An 18279-nucleotide genomic window follows, 5' to 3' on the forward strand; every position below is an offset into this window, starting at 1 on the left:
CCCGGAGGCGGCCTCCACAGCGGATCTCGCCGCGCGGGTTCTGCCGCGGCGGCAGGCCAGCCTGCCCATGCCCGCCGTTGCGCCCGCGTTCCGGCGGGAAGCGGCCTGGCGCTATCGTTTCGAGGATTTCGTGGTGGGGCCCAGCAACAGCGTGGCCGTGGCCGCCGCGCAGGACGTCTGCCGCAGCGGCGGCGACGTGCGGACGCTGTTTGTGAACTCCGCCTCGGGCCTCGGCAAGACGCATCTGGCCCAGGCCGTGGGCCAGAGCCTCAGCCGGAACAGCAGCGGCGCGCGCGTGGCCTATCTTACGGCTGAGGAATTCGCCTCGCGCTTTGTGGCCGCCTTGCGCAGCCATGACGTGGAGGCTTTTAAAGGCCGTCTGAGGGAACTGGACGTCCTTCTGCTGGAAGACGTGCATTTTTTCCAGGGCAAGGAGAAAATGCAGGATATGGCCTTGGCCGTGGTTAAAAACCTGCAGGCCAGGGGAGGCCGGGTCATTTTCACCTCCTCGTTTTCGCCGCGCGAGCTCCAGCGCGTGGACAGCCAGCTTGTCTCGCATTTCTGCTCCGGCATTCTGACCAATATGGGACGCCCCGACGAGGAGATGCGCCGCCATATCCTCACCCGCAAGGCCAGGAGCTTTCAGGTACTTTTGCCCGATTCGGTCTGCGATCTGCTGGCGAGCCGCCTGCGCGGCGATGTGCGCCAGATGGAATCCTGCCTGAACAGCCTTATTTTCAAGGCCCGCCTGCTCAATTGCGGCCTGAATCTGGATCTGGCCCTGGAAGTGCTCAACCAGTACGCCGGAGTGGAGTGCGGGCCGGATCTGCCCACCATCATCCGCCTGGTTTGCGAAAGCTACGGCCTGGAAGAACGCCAGCTCTGTTCCCGCTCGCGCCGCCGGGAATGCGTGCTGGGCCGCAACACCGTCTACTATCTGGCGCGCAAGCATACCGAGCTCTCCCTGGAGGAAATCGGCGGAACCTTCAATCGCCGCCATTCCACGGTCATCAAGGGCATTACCTCCGTGGAGCGCGAACTCTCCAAGGAATCGAGCCTGGGCCGCCAGATCGCCAGGGCCGTGGATCTCATTGAGCGCAACGCGGGCCTGGGCGCGGCCCAATAGCGCCTCTCTCTCTCTCTCTCTCTCTCTCTCTCTCTCTCTTGCATAACTACTTATATTTTGTCGTAATATTTTTGATTTTTCTTGACATTCAGACATATTGCGGCGTTTAATTTCGTTGTTATCATAACATGATGAAATGTCGTCTTTTTTTGAGAAAAGACAAGTATCGTTTGGCAGAAAAATATATGCCGGGTGATGTTTGTTTCTTTTTTGTCTTTTTTCGTAAAAAGGAAATTTTTATTGCTCTGAAAGTAAAACAGGGTAAAATAAGTAAAAATATGTGTGAAAAACTACCAATGGCTGAATACGGAAAGCTGTGTCGGCAAAACCGTATCAGCCGCATTGGTATGATTTTTCGCGCATAACTTTCCCTTCGCCCTTGGGGAAGGAGGGCGCATGGGAGCAGGCCCGCCATGGAAAACCAGAAAAAAATCTTCGTTGAAAATTCCGTCAGCCAGAGCAACGAATACAATATGCTGATGAACCTCTCGCGCTTGAGCGTGAGTAAGCATCTGGTGGATGAACATTTTACGCTTGTCTGGGCCAATGCGTATTATTACGAGCTGATCGGCTACCCCAAAGAAGAATACGAACGCCTTTTCGAGAACCGCCCTGACAAATTTTACCAGAACGACCCGGAGAACTGGAAGATTCTGGCCGCAAAAGTGAAGGACGCGATTGCCAAAGGCGGCTACCAGTTTATAGGCCGGATGCGGCACAAAAGCGGCAGGATGATGTGGGTCAGGCTGTCGTCCATCTTCACGGAGGAAATGGTCGACGGTCATCGTGTGTCCTACACGGTAATGGCGGATGTCAGCGAACTGCAGCAGACCCTGCTTGAGCAGAGCATCACCTACAACAATATTCCCGGTTTTATCGCCAAGTTCCGGGTCGTGGAAAACGGCTTCGAGTTCGTGGAGGCCAATGAAAAATTCACGCAACTCTTCGGTCAGTCCGACTATCTTTTGGACAAGCAGGCCCAAAGCAAAAACAGGGCCGTGCTGGCGGAAAACCATGCGGCCATGCGCCGGGGCGAGTCCGTCAACTTCGTGACCCAGGCCAGGGACCGGGACGGCAATAATGCCTGGTTGCAGGTTTCCGGCGAATGCATGGACTGGGAGAATAATAATCCTGTCTATTTATGCGTGTATATTGACATCAGCGAGCTGCTGGAACAGCGGGAGTTGCAGCGGCAGGCCAACCGACAGCTGGAACGTTTGGCTTTTGTGGACCCGGTGACCAGCGGGCGCAACCGCACCAGTTTCGAAATCGACGCGGGCGGCGCTGTGCGCGCCGCCTTGCCCGGTACATATGTGCTGGTCTGGCTGGATATCCAGAAATTCAAGGTGATTAATGACTTTTTCGGCGTTGAAATGGGTGACAGGGTTTTGCGGCATTGCTACGAGACCGTGGAGGCCCATCTTGAGAACGGCGAGTATGTGGCCCGTCTGGCGGCGGACGGTTTCAACCTTCTGCTCCGGACCGCCGGGGAAAAGGAGCTGGAAGCCCGGCTGAACCGCATAGCCGAAGACGCCAACAATTTTGAGCCGTTCCGCGAGCGCAATTACCTGCTTTCTTTCTCCGCCGGTATCTATCCCATTGACGACCCGGTTCTGTCGCTGGTCAAGATCCAGGACAGGGCCAACATCGCCCGCAAAAAGAGCGGCGGCTCGGAAGAGCACTGCCTCTGCACCTGTCTGTTTTACAGTGAGCAGGACCGCTTGCGCTCCCTGCGTGAAAAGGAGATGGAAAACCGGATGCACGATGCCCTGGGGCGGGATGAGTTCGTGGTCTATCTTCAGCCCAAGCAATCCCTGAAAAAAGCCGCCATTGGCGGCGCCGAGGCCCTGGTGCGCTGGCGTGCCCCGGAAGGGCTGATTCCGCCCAATGACTTTATCCCGCTGTTTGAGCAGAACGGCTTTATTGTGGACCTTGATCTCCATGTCTTTGAAAAGGTCTGTGCCATGCTGCGCAAATGGCTGGACAACGGCGTCACGCCGGTGCCGGTTTCAGTGAACATGTCCCGTGTGCATCTGGCGGACCCGCAATTTCTGGAACGCTATGAAACTATCCGCCGCGCCTATGATGTGCCCCCGGAACTGCTGGAGATTGAGCTCACGGAAAGCCTGGTTTTTGAAAATCCGCACCTGCTGGTCCAATTTATTGAGCGGATCCGCGCCCACGGCTACCATTGTTCCATTGACGATTTCGGCAGCGGCTATTCCTCGCTGAATCTTCTCAAGGACATGAACGTCAATGTCCTTAAACTGGACAGGGTCTTTTTCGCCTCGCAGGAGGCGGACAACGCCCGCGAGCGGACCGTGATCGTCTCGGTCATCGACCTGGCCAAGAAGCTCAGCATGGGTACCGTGGCCGAGGGCGTGGAGACGACCCGGCAGGTGGAATTTCTGCAACAGGCTGGCTGCGACATGGTCCAGGGCTATGTTTTTTCCCGGCCCGTGCCCCTGGCGGAATTTGAGCAAATGGCCTTCGGCCGGGAAATCGCCGCCTGAGAACCCCACTGGGGAATCGTGCCGTAATTGGTAAAAGTTTTTGGAGAGACGCGAGAGAGGCCCCTTTTAAAAAAGGGGCCTCTCTCACAAAAATAATCTTCCCAAGAAAAAGACGCCCCGCGCGGGGCGTCTTTTTGTCAGCGTATGTCTTGCGGGCCGCGTGTTTTATTCAGCGGCCTTGGCCGCCTGGTGCTCGGCAATAACTTTTTCAGCCACAGGTTGCGGCGCTTCCTCATAATGGTCGAATTCCATGGTGAAGAAGCCCTGGCCGCCGGTCATGGAGCGCAGGTCCGGCGCGTAGCGCAGCACTTCGCTCATGGGCACATGGGCCTTGATTTCAGTGATGCCCGCCTGGGAGTCCGAGCCCAGCACCTTGCCCCGGCGGGAAGAAAGGTCGCCGATCACGTCGCCCATGCTCTCGTCCGGGATGGACACGGTCAGCAGCACAATGGGTTCCAGCAGCACGGGCTTGAGGCCTTCCATGGCTTTTTTGAAAGCCAGGGAACCGGCCACCTTGAAGGCCATTTCCGAGGAGTCCACAGTGTGGTAGCTGCCGTCGTAGACCTTGACGCGGAAGTCCACCACCTGGCAACCGGCCAGGAAACCGCGCGCCGCCGCTTCCTGAACGCCCTTGTCGATGGCCGGAATGTACTGGCGCGGAATGACGCCGCCCACAATGGCGTCCTCAAAGACATAACCGGAACCGCGCGGCAGGCCTTCCATTTCGATCCAGCAGTCGCCGAACTGGCCGCGCCCGCCGGATTGCTTTTTGTGGCGGCCCTGCACCTGGCATTTGCCGCGCACTGTCTCGCGATAGGGCACTTTGGGCGTCTTGAGCACGATGTCGATCTTGAAGCGGCGCTTGGCCTTTTCCACGGAAAGCTCGATATGCAGCTGGCCCATGCCGGAGAGCAGAATGTCTCCGTTTTCCTCGTCGCGGCCCAGCTTGAGGGTGATGTCCTCGTCCAGCAGGCGCTGGATGGCCGCGTAAACCTTGTCTTCCTCGCCCTTTTCCTTGGGGGCCAGGGCGTAGGTGATCAACTGCGGCGGCAATTCGGGCATGGGCAGGGCAAAGGGCGCTTTTTCGTCGCAGAGGGTGTCGCCGGTGCGCGTGTTTTTGAGTTTTGCCACGGCCACAATGGCGCCTGGTCCCACAGGCTCCTTGCAGGGCGTCTGGTTTTTGCCCACCAGGTAAAGCAGGCTGCCCAGGCGTTCGGTATCCTCGCTGCGCATGTTCTTGAGCGTGGCGTCGCCGTTGATGGTGCCGGAAAGCACCCGCAGAATGGAAAGCTGCCCGGCAAAGGGATCGGCCAGGGTCTTGAACACAAAGCAGGCCACCGGGCCGTCCGGATCAGGCGCGCGTTCGGCCCCGGCTGCGTCCACAAAGGCCGGGCGCTCCAGAGGCGAGGGCAGCAGGGCTTCCACCGCGTCCAGAACAGCTTTGCCGCCCTTGTTTTCCAGGGCGGAGCAGGCCAGCACCGGGGTCAGTTCGCCGCTGAGCACGCCCTTACGCAGGCCAAGTTGCAGATCTTCCAGGGAAAGGCTGCCTTCCTCCAGATATTTTTCCATCAACACTTCATCGCTTTCCGCGATGTTTTCCACGGTCACGTCGCGCAGCAGGCTCACGTCGTCCGTGAGGTCGGCGGGAATTTCAGCCTCGCTGCTGCCGCCGTTTTCGGTGAACATCCGGGCTTTTCCGGTCAACACGTCCACCACGCCCACAAAGGCTTCGCCCTGGCGGATGGGCACCTGCAAGGCCACGGGTTTGACGCCCAGAGCGGCCAGACCGTCAAAGGCCATGTGGAAGTCGGCCCGGTCACGGTCCAGCTTGTTGATGATGATCATGGCGGGCAGATTTTCCGCGCGGACCATGCTCCAGAATTTTTTGCTCAAGGGGCGCACGCCGTCCACGGCGTCCAGTACGAACAGCACGCTGTCCACGCCCTTGAGCAGGCATTCCATATCGCCGGTAAAGTTGCCGTCGCCGGGGATGTCCAGCAGGAAATGGCGGTTCTTGTTCCAGAGGTAGGCAGCGCAGGCGGGCTGCACCGAACCGCGGCGGCGCACTTCCTCGGGTTCGTAGTCCAGACTGGTGGTGCCGTCTTCAATGGCGCCCATACGGGTGACGGCCCCGGCGTTGAACAGCAGCATTTCGGCCAGCGAAGTTTTGCCGCAGCCGCCGGTGCCGACGAGAGCGAAAGTGCGTTGCATTTCCAGAGGGGTTGGCATGGTTTTCTCCCTTAGTAAGCGATATGGCGGCGCGAAACGAGGGCGCGCAAGCCGGGTGAACGAAACCAGGGAAGGCCCGCGCGCGGGCCGCGCGCGTCAATCAGGATAAACGATACAGTCTTGCCGGAAAAAAGGGAAGAGCCCCGCCCTTGGCCGCCAGGGCAGACGCATCTAAAAAAACGCGGCCAGTGTATTTCTAATTTAATTATTTAAAATAGTTAATACACGCTACGGAGTTGGGTAAAGCCACCTTTGCTCCGCCGGAGCGAAGCGTAGGCGGATGGCTGGTGCCGGGAGAATCCTAAAAACTAAGATTTTTCGGCGCTGGCAAGGAAAATGGTGCTTTTTGCGCGGAAACCGACCGGAAGGCGGCCCAAAGGGCCGTGCCCGTTGGCGAGCCGGGCGAGCCTTACGGGCATCGAGAGCAGAGCTGTACTCAAGTACATGAGCAGCAAAAAGCGCCAGATGACGCCGCCAGCGCCAAAAAGGCTGGTTTTGACGGATAATCTCGTCAAACAAGAGGTCAGCAAAAGCTGAAATTAGATGCGTCTGCCCTGCCTTGGCCGCGGAGCCCGTTGTGCAGTGGCGGCGCATGGAGCGGGAGATGCGGGACGGTATGCGTCGCGCTTGACAGAGGCCTGCGCAATGGTGAAATTACCCGTAAAAGCGGAGGCCATGTCGATGATTCTGGAATGGGCCGCCGCCGGGGCGGTAATCCTGGCGGGCCTGATTTTCTGCGTGCGCATCATGCGGCGCGGCATCACCACCCTGGACGAGGACCGGGTCCAGTATCTGGAGCGCATCCATGCCGAAGAGCGGCAACTGGATGAGGACAGGAAAAATATTTCCCTGGACGAGCATCTTCATGTACTGCACGCGGCGGTCGCGGATTTGTTGCGCCTGGCGGGCAATCCGCCCGGTCACGCGCTGACGGGGCATGGTTCGACCCTGGTGCTGCGCACCCCGGAGGGCGAGTGGCGCATTGAGCTGATCATGCGCGAACGTACCCTGCGCCGTACCCACAAGGTGCTGCACGGGCGCAGCCGCTGGCTGCTGAGCGGCTTCGGCCGCAATGAGCATTTTGAAGACCTGGCGGGCCTGATGTGCAACCTCAACGCCTATCTGCACGGCGACAAGCTGGTGCCGCCCGAGCCCGCGCATCTGGCGCGCCGCCTCAGCCAGTAATAATGAAAACGCCGCCTTGTCCTGACCGGACAAGGCGGCGTTTTCGCAACATGTTAATAAGGGCTGAGCCTGGAGCGTTTCAAAGGTAATCCGCGATAGAGCATTTCAACATTGAAATGCTCTATCGCCGAACACGGTGAGGCGCGCCGCGAAGAGGCGTGGATTCTGGCGAAAAACATGGTTTTCGCCAGAATGCCGACTTTGAAATTTGTAAAATTTCAAAGTTAATCTGCTCTAAGAACGCGGCAGACTCCGCATATACCGGTCCATGGCGTCGGCCACGGTTTTGGAGCAGTGCACGGCCTCCACCACGGTTTTGGCGCCCCGCACCACGTCGCCCGAGGCGAAGATGCCCGGATGGGTGGTGGCCCCCCGCGCATCTGTTTTCACCAGGCCGCGTTCGTTGATCTCTATGCCCGTGGACGTGGACACGATTTTGTCCTTGGGGCCCTGGCCGATGGCGATGACCACGGAATCCGAGGGCTCCAGAAAATCCTCGCCTTCCACTTCGCCGGCATGGCCTTCCGCGTCGTAGTCCAGGCGGCGGAATATCGCACCTTCCGGACGGATTTCCACGGGCCGCACGCAATTGTGAAAGTCCACGCCGTCCACCCCGGCGTACTCCACCTCGCGCGGGCTGGCGGCCAGCACGGGTTTGCGGGCGTAAATGGTGACCTTGCGCGCGCCGTGCCGCAGAATGGTGCGGGCCGCGTCAATGGCCGCGTTGCCCGCGCCGATCACGCTGACCGTTTCGCCCAGATTGTAGACCGCCGGATTGCAGAGATAGTCGATGGCAAAATGGACGTTCCCCAGGCTTTCACCCTTGATGCCCAGGCTGTTGGGCCGCCAGACACCCGTGCCGATGAACACGGCGCTGTAGCCGTCCCGGAACAGGTCGTCCATGCGCAGCGCGCCGCCGATGGTCGTATTGGGGCGGATGCGCACGCCCAGTTCCAGCAGGCGCTGCTGATAACGGTCCAGGATGCTCTTGGGCAGGCGGAAGGCGGGAATGCCGTAGCGCAGGACGCCGCCGATGCGGTCGTGGGATTCGAAAATGGTCACGGCATAGCCGCGCTGGGCCAGAATGATGGCAATGGTCAGTCCGGCCGGGCCCGAGCCGATGATGGCGGCGGCCAAGCCGTTCTGGGGCGGCCGGGGCGGATGGTGGGCGGCCAGGAAGCGCTCGGAGATATAGTTCTCGATGCTGCTGATATGCACGGGGCTGCCCTTCTTGCCCAGGATGCAATGCCCCTCGCACTGTTTTTCGTGGTCGCAGACCAGGGAACAGACAATGGAAAGGGGATTGTTGTCAAAGAGCATCTGCCCGGCTTCGTCGATATTCCCGTTCAGAAACTGCTCGATCATCACCGGAATATTGGTGTTGATGGGACAACCCGCGCGGCAGAGCGGCTTTTTGCAGTGCAGGCAGCGCCGGGCTTCGTTGATGACATGCAGCGCCATGGATTCTCCTTATATATGAGGTCCCAGGGGGCGTCGCCCCCTGAGACCAGGCTCAAGCCCTCATTAGAGCGCCTGCAGCAAAGCAGTCTTTTCCGTACAGCGGCGTTGCCAAGGAAAAATTGACCTCGCAGTATGTAGATACAGCTTCACCCAATTTTCCCTTGGCGCCTTGCTGTCCGAAAAAATTCAGCTTTTCGCGGGCAGCGGGTTAATGAGGGCTGACGCTAGCCTTTTTCAGGCGCGCACAACTGCCGGAACCAGTCCGGCACGGGCACGGGCCGCCCCTGGGGATTGACCAGGGCGTGCTGGGTCATGCCCTCGGCCAGCAGGCGCGTCTTGTCCTCGTTCCATATCTCATATACAAAACGCAGTGAGGCCCGGCCCCATTCGCTGATGCCCGCGCGCACCTGCACAAGATCGTCGTAATGCGCCGGCGCGCGGTAGCGGCACTGGGCCTCGCGCACGGGCAGAATGATGCCTTTTTTTTCCACGTCCGCGTAGCTCATGCCGCACTGGCGGATATAGGCGCTGCGGGCGCGTTCGAACAAATGCAGATATTCGGCGTAATACAAGACTCCCATGGTGTCCGTTTCTCCGTAGGACACACGATGGGGCAACCATACCGCGGGGGTGGGGAAATCATGCACGGGCAAGCTCCTTGTTTCGGCGCGGGCTGTACGCGGCGCGCGTCCGTAAGGGCCGGGGGCGCGTCGCGTCCGGCCTTGATTGTGGTTTTGCTGGCGAGTCTTGTGCTCTCCGCCTGCGCCGGCAAGAAACCGCAGTCCGAAGATCTGCCGCCGTTGGGGCCGCCGGTGGCCGTGCAGGAAAGCCCGGAATTTTTCGTCGCCAATCTGGCCCCCCGCAACCAGGATCTGACCAGTTGGAAGGACATGGCCCCTACCGTGCGCAAGTCTCTGCGCTATGTCAACAGCAAGCCGCAGGGCGCGGCGGCCGTCAAGCGGCCGGGCCTGACCGTGACCTGGGGGGATCTTTCCCGCAGCCTGACCCGTTTGCGCGAACTGCTGCCGCGCCTGGATGCGGAGCCGGACCTGCTGCTGGCCAATTTTCGCTGGGTGGAAGTGCCGGGCGGCATCAATTATTCCGGCTACTATGAGCCGCAGGTGCGGGCCAGCCGTACGCGCAAGCCCGGCTATACCCAGGCCGTCTACGGCCTGCCGCCGGACCTGAAGCGGGTGCGGGCCAAACGCGGCCGCTATCACGACCGCCGCGCCATTGAGGAAAAACAGGTGCTGGCCAACCGGGGCCTGGAACTGGCCTGGGCCGCGGACCCGGTGGACGTCTTTTTTTTGGAAATCCAGGGGTCGGGGCGCCTGATTTTTGACGACGGCACCCAGGCCTATGTCAACTACGCCGGGCAGAACGGCCACAAATACAAAAGCTCGGGCCGGATCATGCGCGAGAAGGGCCTGCTCAAGCGCGGCGATATTTTTGAACAGCGCGAGTGGTTCAGGAACAATCCCGGGCGGGTGCGCGAAATCCTCAATGAAAATCCCAGCTACGTCTTTTTCAAGTTCGGCGGCAGGGGGCCCACCGGGGCCATGGGCCATGAGGTGGACGACTGGCTTTCCCTGGCCACGGACCGTTCCTATATTCCCCTGGGCTCCCTTGTGGCCTACGGGGTCAATGCCCCGGACGAGCGGCGCGGCAGCGTGCCCCTGCGCGGCATCGGTTTTGCCCAGGATGTGGGCGGGGCCATCAAGCGCAAGCGTATCGACATTTTCTGCGGCGGCGATGCGCGGGCCAACTACGTGGCCAGCCATCTGGACGCCAAGGGCCCGGCCTGGGTGCTGCTGGCCCGCTGACCGCGTATCTAGAGCAGTTCATTAGTGTTAACTGCTCCAAAGGAGATCAGCCGTGCTCGACAATGACCATCAGGCGCTCATGGCCCGCGCCGGGGAAAGGGATATCTGCATCCTGCCCGCCATGGGCAACCGCCACGGCTTGATCACCGGGGCCACGGGCACGGGCAAGACCGTGACCCTGCAAAGCCTGGCCGAAACCTTCAGCGCCCTGGGCGTGCCGGTCTTTCTGGCCGACGTCAAGGGCGACCTCTCGGGTCTGGCCAAGGCAGGCGCGCCCACGGGAAAAGCGGCCGAGCGCATTGCCCGACTGGGCCTTGCGGCGCGCGGTTATCTCAACCAGGCGTTCCCGGCCTGCTTCTGGGACGTGTTCGGCAAAAGCGGCCACCCTCTGCGCGCCACGGTGAGCGAAATGGGGCCCTTGCTGCTCTCCCGCCTGCTCAACCTCAACGAGGTGCAGAGCGGGGTGCTCCATCTGGTCTTCCGCATTGCCGACGACGCGGGTCTGCTGCTTCTGGACATGAAGGATCTGCGCAGCATGGTGCAGCATGTGGGCGATGAGCGCGATCAATACAGGACAGCCTACGGGCAGATTTCCACGGCCAGCGTGGGAGCCATCCAGCGCGGCCTGCTGCGTATGGAGGAAGAGGGCGGGGACCGCTTTTTCGGCGAACCGGCCCTGGACATCATGGATCTGCTCCAGACCGACAGCCGGGGCCGGGGCGTGGTCAACATCCTGGCCGCCGACGCGCTGATGAACGCGCCGCGTCTTTATTCCAGCGTATTGCTCTGGCTGTTGTCCGAGCTGTTTGAACGCCTGCCCGAAGTGGGCGATACTGACAAGCCGCGTCTGGTCTTCTTTTTCGACGAGGCCCATTTGCTCTTTGACGGAGCGCCGCCCGTGCTGCTGCAAAAGATCGAGCAGGTGACGCGTTTGATTCGCTCGCGCGGGGTGGGGGTCTATTTTGTGAGCCAGAACCCGGCGGACATGCCGGACAGCGTGCTGGGCCAGCTCGGCAATCGCGTGCAGCACGCCCTGCGGGCCTTCACCCCCGGAGAACAGAAGGCCGTGCGCGCCGCGGCCCGGGCTTTCCGGCCCAATCCGGCTTTCAATACCGAGGATGTCATCGGCCAGCTGGCCGTGGGCGAGGCTCTGGTGTCTTTTCTGGACGCCGACGGCGCGCCCCGGATAGTGGAGCGGGCGCTGATCGTGCCGCCGCAGAGCCAGGTGGGGCCCATCACGCCCGAAGAGCGCGCCGTGGTCATGCGGAATTCGCTGGTGGCGGGAGCGTACGAGCGGGCCGTGGACCGCGAGTCGGCCTATGAAATCCTGACCGCGCGCGCCGCCCGCCGACAGGAGGCCGCGGACGATGAGGCCCGGCGCAAGGCCGAAGCCCTGGCTGAAAAGGAACGCCTGCGGCAGGAGGCCGCGGCCCGGCGCGAAGAGACGCGCGCCCGGAGAAGCGGCGGCGGTGAGGGTTTGGGGGATATTCTGGGCTCAGTAGCCAAACAGACGACCCGTACCATCGGCACCACCGTGGGCCGGGAGATCGGGCGCACGGTGGTCCGGGGATTGCTGGGCGGCCTGTTCGGCAAGCGCTGAGAAAGAGCGCGGCAATGTTGTCATGCTCTCAGAGCACGCGCGGCACGGCGCATGGCACAAGGCGTGTTCCTTTGAAAAAGTGGAACCTTTCAAAGGCAATCTGTTCCGGAAGGAAAAGAACATGAACGACCCCGAAGACCCGCGGGTTCCGGTTCCCGCTCCGTCCGAATGCCGCCGGGAAAAATGCGCCGCGCGGCGGGCCGCCATCCTGGACGCGGCTCTGGAAGAGTTCAGCCGCCAGGGCTTCGCCGCGGCCCGCATGGAAGACATCGCCCGGCGGGCGCGGGTTTCCAAGGGCAGCCTCTACCTTTACTTTCCCACTAAAAAAGCCCTCTTTCAGGGGGTCATCGAAGAGGGCTTCCGGCCTTTTTTCGAGCACAAGCAGGCTCTCTTGCGGGATACTTCCCTGAGCCCGCGCGACAAGCTGCTGCGGATGTACGCGCCCCTGATCACGGGCGGTCCCGACTCGCCCCTGCGGCGTTGCGTGCGTCTGGCATTCAGCGAGGGTCTGCATGATCCGGAGCTGATGGGCGGTTTTTACGAGAGTTTTCTCGCTCCCAATACAGCCCGCTTGCGCGAGGAATTTTTGCCCGCGGCCCGCGCGCCCAATGTGCACGCCGCCCTGGACCGCTTTCCCCTGCTGTTGATGGCGCCCTTGCTTTTCGGGGTGCTCCGCGACGATCTTTTTGCCAGCGCCGTGCCCCAGGATTTGCTGGGCCTGTTCAGCGCGCATCTGGATATTCTTTTTCCCGATGCTCCCGTCTCATCCCCTTCGGGCCAGCCAGACCAGGCCTGAAAGCAGCACAAAAAGCACGCCGCCCAGCCAGAACAGTTCATCAAAACTCAGGATGAATCCCTGCCGGGTGATTTCATTGGCGATCCAGGCCCTGGCCTGGGAGCCGGTCATGCCGAGCTGTTCCAGGGCGCGCAGGACCGTGTCCCAGACCGGGTTGTAGTCGTTGATGCCCTCTGTCAGCCGGGCATGGTGCAGGGCTTCGCGCCGCTCCCACATGGTCGTGACCAGGGATGAGCCGATGGAACCGGCCAATACCCGCACGCAGTTGGACAGGCTGGAGGCGGCGGCCAGATCGCTGTTGGGCAGGCCGGAAAGGATGATGGTCGTGAGCGGCATGAAAAAGAGGGCCACGCCGATGCCCAGGATCAACTGGGGCAGGGCCACGGAAAAGAAATCCATGCCCGGCGTGGAACCGGCGCGCCAGAAAAAGCAGCCCGCAAAGACCAGAAAGCTCAGGCAGGCCATCAGGCGCATGTCCAGACGGCGGGCCTGCTTGCCCAGAATGGGCGAGATGATCAGCGGAAACACGCCCACCGGGGCCAGGGAAAAACCGGCCCACATGGCCGTGTAGGACAGGCGCGCCTGGAGCATCAAAGGCAGCAGCACCACGGAGGCGAAGTAGAGCAGAAAGCCCAGGCTGATGCAGATGGTTCCCACCGTGAAATTGCGGTGCCGGAACAGGGAAAGGTTGACCACCGGATGTTTTTCCGTGAGCTCCCAGGCGATGAAAAAGGCGATGCCCACCACGGCCGCGACGCCCAGCGTCACGATATAGCCCGAGGCGAACCAGTCGTTATCCTTGCCCTCGTCAAGCATGAGCTGCAGGCAGCCGATGCCCACGACCAGCAGCACCAGGCCGACCACGTCGATGGGCGCTTTGCCGGTGGGAGTTTCCCGCCCGTGCAGGGGCGCGCGCAGAAGCAGCAGGCCCAGGGCGCCCACAGGCACATTGACGAAGAAAATCCAGCCCCAGTGGTAATTGTCGCAGATCCAGCCGCCCAGGATGGGCCCCAGAATGGGAGCCAGCACCACCACCATGGCCCAGAGCGAGAGGGCCAGGCCGCGTTTTTCCGGGGGATAGCAGGCCAGCAGCAGGCTTTGGGAAAGCGGCAGAATGGGCCCGGCCGAGACGCCCTGCACCAGACGGAAAAAAATCAGCATGCCGAGGCTGCTGGAAATGCCGCACAAGAAGGAAGAAAGCACGAACAGCGCGCTGGCGGCAAAGTAAAGCCGCACCTCGCCCAACCGCCGGGCCAGCCAGCCGGTGAGCGGGATGGCCACGGCGTTGGCCACGCCGAAAAAGGTGATCACCCAGGTGCCCTGGGAGACGGCCACGCCCAGATTGCCCGCGATGGTCGAAAGAGCCACGTTGGCAATGGTCGAATCCAGCACGGTCATGGCCGTGAGCACGGCAATGCCCACGGTGGCCGTCACCAGCGGGCCGCCGCGCAGCGGCGTGAGCGCGATCTCGCTCATAGTCCGGCCTGGTGCGAAGAGGCGGACGCGGCCTGGATATTGGCCGCGATGATCGCGTTGATACGCTCATCCACCGCCGCGAAATCCACGGGCGGGGTCTGGGCGGCCAGGCTGGCCGGGGGTTCGGGCCGGGGAGCGGTGAGCAGCATGGGGCCGTCCTGATTCTTGGTAGCGACCTCCACAGTGACGGAAAGGCCCACCAGCAAAGGGTGCTCCCGCAGCTCATCTTCCCGGAGAGCGATGCGCACCGGCACGCGCTGGACCACCTTGATCCAGTTGCCCGTGGCGTTCTGGGGCGGCAACAGCGAAAAAACGCTGCCCGTGCCCGCCGCGAAACCCTGGACCGTGCCGTGATAGGTCACGGAACCGCCGTACATGTCGGCCGTGATCAGGGCGGGCTGGCCGATGCGCATGCGCTTGAGCTGGCTTTCCTTGAAATTGGCGTCCACCCAGAGACTGTCCAGCGGCACCACGGCCAGCAGGGCCTTGCCGGGCGTGACGTACTCGCCCACCTGCACGGCGCGTCGGGCCACCTGGCCGCGCACCGGGCTGCGCACGGTAGCGCGCTGCAAATCCAGCCAGCGCTCGCGCACGGCCGAGGCCGCTTCCCTGACGGCGGGCTGTTCGGCCACCGGCGTGTCCAGCAGCACGGCGGTCAGGGCGTTGCGCTGGGCTTCGGCCACGGACAGGGCGTGACGGGCCGTGGCCACGTCTTCGATACTGTGGATGAATTCCTCCTTGCGCACGGCCTTGTCCTTGATCAGTTGCTGGCGCCGCTCCAGGTTGCCCTGTTGGCGCTGCAGGTCGATTTTGCGCATGGCGATGTTGGCTTCGCTCTGGCGCAATTCGGCTTCGAGCTTGCAGGTTTCGCGCACGGCCGAGGCCAGGCTGACCAGGGCGTGCTCATAAGCCAGGCGGGCGTCCACCGGATCAATGGGCACCAGGGCCTGTCCGGCTTCCACCCGGTCCGTGTCGTCGGCCAGCACCGCCGTGACCCGGCCCGCCACCTGGGGCATGACCGTGACTGTATTGCCCGAAACATAGGCGTCGTCCGTGTTTTCCTCGTAGCGTAGCACCAAGGCCCACCAGATGCCCCAGGTCACGCCCGCGGCCAGAAAAAAGCCCGTGAGCAGGAGCAGAATGCGCGCCCGGCGGCCGGCCCGCAGTGTATCGAAATCCGGCAGACGGCGTTGCTGCTGCGCTTGCGTTTGTGTTTCCGGCTGATTTTGCGCGTCGTCCATAAGGCTCCCTTTTTTCATATTTCTCTGAACAGAACTGACCGGTCAGTACTATAACCGGAGAAAACGGCTGTCAATGTGGCCGCAACTGTCACGAAAGCTCTGAACGACATGCCTGTCCGGAAAATACACCGGGATTCGTCAAGGAATCCTTGTTGCCTATGTGGTTTCTGCGCAAAGGCACGCTAAAAAAATTTAAAACTACCATTATGGGGGGACTTCGCACTGTGGGGATACGGAAAATTTTTGCTCGCCATCCTGATTCCGGACAGAATTTTTGAAATTCTACAACTATCCATTGGAAGAAAGGTTTTTGTCACGGGAATGGCGCGAGTGGAGAATCATACAAGAAACTTATTATGCATGTGCGCCATGGATGACCTGTTTATTATGTGCATCAACGTGTTCTATAGATTTGTGCCGAAGATGAGGGTTGACAATATCAACAAAAAAAAATATTTTTTAAGAAATTAATAAATTGGCAGTCAGTCAATTTTTCGATTCTGCATGACGATAGGTAGTCATGTGGAATTACGTGCATACGATAAGGAAAAATTCTAAATGCTCTCTCTCTCTCTCTCTCTCTCTCTCTCTCTCTCTCTCTCTCTCTCTCTCTAGCCAACATAAATTTTTTAGCAGTATACTGCTGAGCGCCCGTACTGATTATTGTCAGTGCGGGCGCTTCTATGTTTTGGCGTCTCCACATTGAACTATGGACGTTATGCTTTTTAATTTTGGAAATTATTCCACGTTATATAAAAAATATATCAAAGAGAATAATTTATGTTTTCCATTATAGTGATTTCAATAAATAGAATTTATCTTGTTGAGAGATTGTTTTTGAGTTTGTGCCGACAGATATATAAAAACTTTGAAATCGTTTTTATTCATGGCCCATCAATTAACAAGAATGATGTTGATGTGTTATGTGATTTGTTTTCAAATCTGACTATCAGGACTTTTCAATCTCAAGATAATTGTCTCTCCAGATCAAGAAATTTGGCCTTATCAAAGATACGTGGCGATTTTTTTGCTATTCCGGATGATGATTGTGTGTACGAGCCGGACACACTCGAAATGGCGAGGAAACTTTTTGAAAAATATCCCCTTATATCTGCGATAATGGGGGAGCACATAGGGCTTGATGAGGGTTGCGAAAGAAAAGACACCGTTCCAGTCCTTTTGACTCGCTATGCAATTTTTAACAATTGTCCAAGCTATATTCAATTTTACAGGTCCAGTATACTGCCTAATGTTGGCTTTTTTGACGAGAATCTTGGCGTTGGCAGCCATACGCCGTATCAGTCTGGAGAGGAGACAGATTTTGCGTTGCGAACAATGCAGGCAGGCTTTGCCATAGCGCGTGCACAGTCTGTTCTGGTTCATCATCCTTATGAAAATTTACAAAATCCCTCTCTAAGACGAAAAGTGCATGCGTATGCCGCAGGGAGAATGTATCTTTTACGTAAGCATCATTTTTCATTTATCTTTATGATTGTAAATGTCTTCTATCCACTTGTAATATTGCCATATGAATGTCTTAAAGAATGCATCTATATGATAAAATATAGAATTGGGATGTTTTTTTATAGATTGATAAATATTATAGGGACAAAGTGAATATTGCCATTGTGACTCGTGAAGTGTCCGAGCTGACGAAAAACGGCGGGATAGGTACGGCGATGCGCTATCTCTGCGAATACCTCACGCTTTGTGGAAAACATAAAATTGCTATTTATTATACAGGTCGTCCAGATATTGCGATGACGTTGTTTTCAAGAAAGATGCAAAAACGTGGTATTAATTTTTATCCTATTATATCCTGGTTCGGTTTGTTGTTGCGTGATCAGGTGAAGAGAGCATGGCGAACGTATGAACTGTTATCTAAAACAGAGCATGATATCTATCTTTTTCATGATTTTATGGCAGACAGTTTTTATTGTATGCAATCTAAAATGCAAGGAATATCTTTTACAGAACGTCCTCTGGGCATAATCACTCATGGGCCGTCTCTTTGGGTGGATGAAGGGAACAGGTATATGGCTGAAAATGGAAAAAGAAGACACCTTTATGAGATGGAGCAGGCCTGTTGCGAACAGGCGGACTTTCTTGTCAGCCCAAGTCGCTATCTTCTGGACTGGATGCGCGAGCGCGGGTGGCGTTTGCCAGAGCGTTCCTTCTGTATTCCCAATTTTACATCCATGCCCGGCAGCCTGCCGTCCTGGTCCGCCAGGAAGCTACCCCGGCTGGATTGCGACTCTCTTCGGGAGATTGTTTTCTTCGGTCGTTTGGAAACGCGCAAGGGAATACGGATTTTTTGTGACGCGCTCCTATCCCTGCCGGTTGGGTTGCTGAGCGGGCGATGTATTACCTTTTTGGGAAAAGAAGCGGATTTTCGCGTTCGGGATATCCGAGACACATTGGCCCCGTTGGAACAGTGCGGCATCAAAATCGTTTTTTTGACGAACTACAACACGCTGGAAGCGCGCCGTTATCTGTGTGGCAACGGTATCCTGGCGATTATGCCCTCCTTGCGGGAGAATTCGCCTTGCACCGTCAGCGAATGTCTTGAGCATCGTGTCCCCTTTCTCGCCTCTTCCGTTGGAGGAGGTAAAGAGCTTGTCCACGAGGAAGACAGGGCTTTCGCCATATTTGATCCTCGCCCTTCCTGTCTCGCGGAGCGCCTGCGAGACATTCTGGGAGGGCAGGGCATTATTGCGGCTCGGGCTTCGCAAGCATCGGATGCCCTGTTGCAGCAATGGCAAAACATCTTGCAGCGCTTTGCGCCTTCTGTGGCCAATGGGTGGACTTCAAAATTTTTCAGATCCTGAG

The 18279-nt window shown here is 58.9% G+C and carries 14 protein-coding genes; 9 read left to right on the top strand and 5 right to left on the bottom strand.

All coding sequences use genetic code 11. The features are described from left to right. From HMPREF0326_RS11360 to HMPREF0326_RS11365, 3 genes are all read left to right on the top strand, one after another. A partial coding sequence (locus tag HMPREF0326_RS11360) for a DnaA ATPase domain-containing protein (RefSeq protein ID WP_020990542.1) occupies positions 1-1126 on the top strand: 1126 nt, incomplete at its 5' end. 185 nt (positions 1127-1311) lie between these two features. After that, positions 1312-1491: a hypothetical protein gene (locus HMPREF0326_RS16870; protein ID WP_147568315.1), complete on the top strand. Its 180-nt coding sequence runs from the start codon at positions 1312-1314 to the stop codon at positions 1489-1491. 48 nt (positions 1492-1539) lie between these two features. Next, positions 1540-3639, top strand: coding sequence for a sensor domain-containing protein (locus tag HMPREF0326_RS11365; protein WP_008685158.1), 2100 nt, complete (start codon positions 1540-1542; stop codon positions 3637-3639). 165 nt (positions 3640-3804) lie between these two features. Here HMPREF0326_RS11365 and HMPREF0326_RS11370 read toward each other — a convergent pair whose 3' ends face one another. Next, positions 3805-5868 carry an elongation factor G gene (locus HMPREF0326_RS11370; protein WP_008685157.1) on the bottom strand — a complete coding sequence of 688 codons (2064 nt, stop codon included), beginning with the start codon at positions 5866-5868 and terminating at the stop codon, positions 3805-3807. A gap of 675 nt (positions 5869-6543) precedes the next feature. Between HMPREF0326_RS11370 and HMPREF0326_RS11380 the strand changes: the two genes are divergently transcribed. Next, positions 6544-7053 carry a translation initiation factor IF-2 gene (locus HMPREF0326_RS11380; RefSeq protein WP_147568316.1) on the top strand — a complete coding sequence of 170 codons (510 nt, stop codon included), beginning with the start codon at positions 6544-6546 and terminating at the stop codon, positions 7051-7053. A 234-nt stretch (positions 7054-7287) separates the two neighbouring features. On the opposite strand, the gene HMPREF0326_RS11385 is transcribed toward HMPREF0326_RS11380, so the two are convergent. Then, the gene (locus HMPREF0326_RS11385) at positions 7288-8514 is read right to left on the bottom strand and encodes an NAD(P)-dependent oxidoreductase (RefSeq protein ID WP_008685155.1); all 1227 of its coding nucleotides are present in this window, start codon (positions 8512-8514) and stop codon (positions 7288-7290) included. A gap of 224 nt (positions 8515-8738) precedes the next feature. After that, entirely contained in the window at positions 8739-9161 is a 423-nt protein-coding gene (locus HMPREF0326_RS11390; RefSeq protein ID WP_035073551.1) for an acyl-CoA thioesterase, read from the bottom strand. Between HMPREF0326_RS11390 and HMPREF0326_RS11395 the strand changes: the two genes are divergently transcribed. From HMPREF0326_RS11395 to HMPREF0326_RS11405, 3 genes are all read left to right on the top strand, one after another. Beyond that, the gene (locus tag HMPREF0326_RS11395) at positions 9156-10337 is read left to right on the top strand and encodes an MltA domain-containing protein (protein ID WP_232224946.1); all 1182 of its coding nucleotides are present in this window, start codon (positions 9156-9158) and stop codon (positions 10335-10337) included. The two genes, HMPREF0326_RS11390 and HMPREF0326_RS11395, sit on opposite strands and share 6 nt — an antisense overlap. A 52-nt stretch (positions 10338-10389) precedes the next feature. Continuing rightward, complete coding sequence (locus HMPREF0326_RS11400; protein WP_008685152.1) at positions 10390-11937, top strand: helicase HerA-like domain-containing protein; 1548 nt, start codon at positions 10390-10392, stop codon at positions 11935-11937. Between the two features lie 121 nt (positions 11938-12058). Then, entirely contained in the window at positions 12059-12733 is a 675-nt protein-coding gene (locus tag HMPREF0326_RS11405) for a TetR/AcrR family transcriptional regulator (RefSeq protein WP_020990544.1), read from the top strand. Here HMPREF0326_RS11405 and HMPREF0326_RS11410 read toward each other — a convergent pair. Beyond that, on the bottom strand, positions 12701-14209 hold the full coding sequence (locus tag HMPREF0326_RS11410; protein ID WP_008685150.1) for a DHA2 family efflux MFS transporter permease subunit: 1509 nt from the start codon (positions 14207-14209) through the stop codon (positions 12701-12703). The two genes, HMPREF0326_RS11405 and HMPREF0326_RS11410, sit on opposite strands and share 33 nt — an antisense overlap. Beyond that, on the bottom strand, positions 14206-15450 hold the full coding sequence (locus HMPREF0326_RS11415) for an HlyD family secretion protein (RefSeq protein WP_008685149.1): 1245 nt from the start codon (positions 15448-15450) through the stop codon (positions 14206-14208). The genes HMPREF0326_RS11410 and HMPREF0326_RS11415 overlap by 4 nt, the downstream gene beginning before the upstream one ends. Positions 15451-16230: 780 nt before the next feature. Here HMPREF0326_RS11415 and HMPREF0326_RS16195 point away from each other — a divergent pair. Beyond that, positions 16231-17067, top strand: coding sequence for a glycosyltransferase family 2 protein (locus HMPREF0326_RS16195; protein ID WP_008685147.1), 837 nt, complete (start codon positions 16231-16233; stop codon positions 17065-17067). Beyond that, the gene (locus tag HMPREF0326_RS11430) at positions 17064-18278 is read left to right on the top strand and encodes a glycosyltransferase family 4 protein (protein WP_008685146.1); all 1215 of its coding nucleotides are present in this window, start codon (positions 17064-17066) and stop codon (positions 18276-18278) included. Before HMPREF0326_RS16195 ends, HMPREF0326_RS11430 begins: the two co-directional genes overlap by 4 nt. Position 18279 lies beyond the last annotated feature (1 nt).

The organism is Desulfovibrio sp. 3_1_syn3 (assembly GCF_000145315.2).
Lineage (GTDB): Bacteria > Desulfobacterota > Desulfovibrionia > Desulfovibrionales > Desulfovibrionaceae > Desulfovibrio > Desulfovibrio fairfieldensis.